The 1,529-nt window shown below is 70.6% G+C and carries 2 protein-coding genes; one reads left to right on the top strand and one right to left on the bottom strand.

What is annotated here, in order from left to right; translation table 11 throughout:
- Positions 1-37: 37 nt before the first annotated feature.
- On the bottom strand, positions 38-418 hold the full coding sequence (locus tag ACFWGJ_RS43650) for a winged helix-turn-helix transcriptional regulator (protein ID WP_387334542.1): 381 nt from the start codon (positions 416-418) through the stop codon (positions 38-40).
- A 90-nt stretch (positions 419-508) separates the two neighbouring features.
- On the opposite strand from ACFWGJ_RS43650, the gene ACFWGJ_RS43645 reads away from it, so the two are divergent.
- Positions 509-1,438: an NADP-dependent oxidoreductase gene (locus ACFWGJ_RS43645; protein WP_387334541.1), complete on the top strand. Its 930-nt coding sequence runs from the start codon at positions 509-511 to the stop codon at positions 1,436-1,438.
- Positions 1,439-1,529: the final 91 nt, after the last annotated feature.

The raw sequence follows: 1,529 nt of genomic DNA, 5'->3' as shown, positions 1-1,529 counted from the left end.
GCCCCACGGAAGAGAAGGCCGAAGCGCTCGGGCAGGCTCAGTCGCTGTGCGCGGCCGGCTCGGGACGGGCGTCGAGCGCATCGAGCACCGCGTCGCCGTTCGCCCTCGCCCACTCGGTCAGCGTGTGGATCGGTTCGATCAGGGTCTCCCCGAGAGGGGTGAGCTCGTACTCGACACGGGGCGGGACCTCGGCGTAGGCGTGGCGGCGGATGAGTCCGTGCACCTCCAGGTGTCGGAGCGTCTGGGTGAGCATCTTGCGGGAGATGCCGCCGATCAGCCTGACCAACTCGCCATGGCGCACCGGACCCTTGCTGAGGCCGGCAAGCACGACCACCGTCCACTTGTCGGCGATCACCTCGACCGCCAGACGCGCCGGGCAGTCGGCGAGAAAGAGATCACAGGGACCGAAACCGCTCATGGCGTCCAAGGTACCCGCGCCACAGGTACCTGCCGGTTCCTGTCGGAGTCCTAGCTTGGGTTCTCTCCCCGTCAAGAAATCAGGAGAGTCATGCGAGTCATCACCCAGCAGACGCTCGGCGGTCCCGAAGTGCTCACCGTCGTGGACGCGCCCGAGCCCCGAGCCCTGCCGGCCGAGGTTCTCGTCCGCGTGCGGGCGATCGGGCTGAACCCGCTGGAGGCGCGGCTGCGCGTCGGCGAGTTCCCCCTGCTCGGCCGGCCGCCGTTCGTCCTCGGCTGGGACATCAGTGGCGTGGTCGAGGAGGCACCGCAGACGTGGCGCTTCCGGCCCGGCGACGAGGTGTTCGGGATGCCGAAGTTCCCGCGGGCTGCGGACGCGTACGCCGAGTTCGTGTCGGCTCCGGCGTTGCACCTGGTTCGCAAGCCGGCGTCGCTCTCCCACGTCGAGGCGGCGGCGCTGCCGGTCGTCGGGCTGACGGCGTGGCAGGGCCTGGTCGATCTCGGCGGGGTGAGTGAGGGCGACCGCGTGCTGGTGCACGGCGGTGGTGGCGGGGTCGGCCACGTCGCGATCCAGCTCGCGAAGGCGCTCGGCGCGTACGTGATCGCGACCGCCGGCGGCAGCAAGCGGACGTTCGTCGAGGGGTTGGGCGCCGACGAGGTGATCGACTACACGCAGGTCGACTTCACCGAGGCGGCCCGCGACATCGACGTCGTGCTCGACACGATCGGCGGCGACACCGTCGAGCGGTCGCTCGGCGTACTGCGCCCCGGCGGTCACCTGGTGACTGCGGTCGCCGAGGAGGATGCGGAGCTCGCCGCCGAGTACGAGGCGGCGGGCATGCGTTTCAGCGGGATCGCGGTCGACCCCGATCCGGTGGCCCTGCGAGGTCTCGTCCAGCTCGTCGAAGAGGGCCGGCTCCGGGTCCACGTGCAGGAGACGTTCCCGTTCGAGCGGGTCGCCGACGCGCACCGGCTGCTCGACGCCGGTCACCTCCAGGGCAAGCTCGTGCTCACTCTCTGATGCCGTGGTGGGGACACGATCTTCCGGTGCGATCCGGCACCGTCGCCGAGCATGTCGCGACGGACGCATGGGACAAGCGCGGCAAGAAGGG

The organism is Streptomyces sp. NPDC060205 (genome assembly GCF_042728395.1).
GTDB lineage: Bacteria > Actinomycetota > Actinomycetes > Streptomycetales > Streptomycetaceae > Streptomyces.
The sequence above is the reverse complement of the archived record's forward strand: the minus strand, read 5'-3'. Positions and strand labels throughout refer to the sequence as shown.

Bases quoted from the DNA above. Each gene is read 5' to 3' on its own strand.
- ACFWGJ_RS43650 (WP_387334542.1), bottom strand. From the start codon at position 418: ATGAGCGGTTTCGGTCCCTGTGATCTCTTTCTCGCCGACTGCCCGGCG.
- ACFWGJ_RS43645 (WP_387334541.1), top strand. From the start codon at position 509: ATGCGAGTCATCACCCAGCAGACGCTCGGCGGTCCCGAAGTGCTCACC.